The 646-nt window shown below is 69.8% G+C and carries 1 protein-coding gene; it reads right to left on the minus strand.

The window, feature by feature from the left end; genetic code table 11:
* The coding region (locus CCN42_RS40300) for a protein kinase domain-containing protein (RefSeq protein ID WP_158102209.1) at window positions 1-431 on the minus strand (431 nt) is incomplete at its 3' end.
* Between the last annotated feature and the right edge of the window lie 215 nt (window positions 432-646).

Consider the following 646-nt stretch of genomic DNA (forward strand, 5'->3'; position numbering starts at 1 on the left):
ACGTTGGCCGGCTTGAGGTCGCGGTGGAGCAGGCCCTGCGTGTGCACGGCCGACAGCGCCTCGGCGAGGACCGCGCCGAGCGCCGCGGTGAGGACGGACGGCAGCGGTCCGTGCGTCCTGACGTGCCGGGCGAGGTCAGGGCCGTCCACGTACTCGGTGGCCAGCCACGGCTGCTCGGCCTCCGCGTCGGCTCCCAGGAACGCCGCGATGCGGGGACCCCAGATGGTCTTGAGCACCTCGATCTCCTGAGCGAACCGTCGACGGGACTCGGAGTCCACGACCGACGGCTTGATCACCTTCACCGCGGCGGGCTCACCGCCGAGCGACTCTCCCAGGAAGACCTGGCCCATGCCTCCTTGGCCGATCCGGCCGAGGAGTTCGAAGTCGCCCAGCGAGGGCGGGTCCTCGGGGTTCAGGGGCGTGATCTGCACGTGTGTCCTCGAAAGTCAGTCCTGGCGAGCGTCTGATCAGCCGCGATGCGCGCCTGGAGACACGGTAGTGGATGCGGTCGGGGCGGGAGCGTGGATTGCGCAATGGAGATATCGGCCCCTCGAAGCGGACAACCCGGGAGGAGTTCCGGTCGGACCCGGTGTGGGCTCGTGCGGTGGTGGGCGACGACGTGCCCTCTAGGCCGTGTCCGCAAAGT

The organism is Streptomyces glaucescens, assembly GCF_002154375.1.
Classification (GTDB): Bacteria; Actinomycetota; Actinomycetes; order Streptomycetales; family Streptomycetaceae; genus Streptomyces; species Streptomyces glaucescens.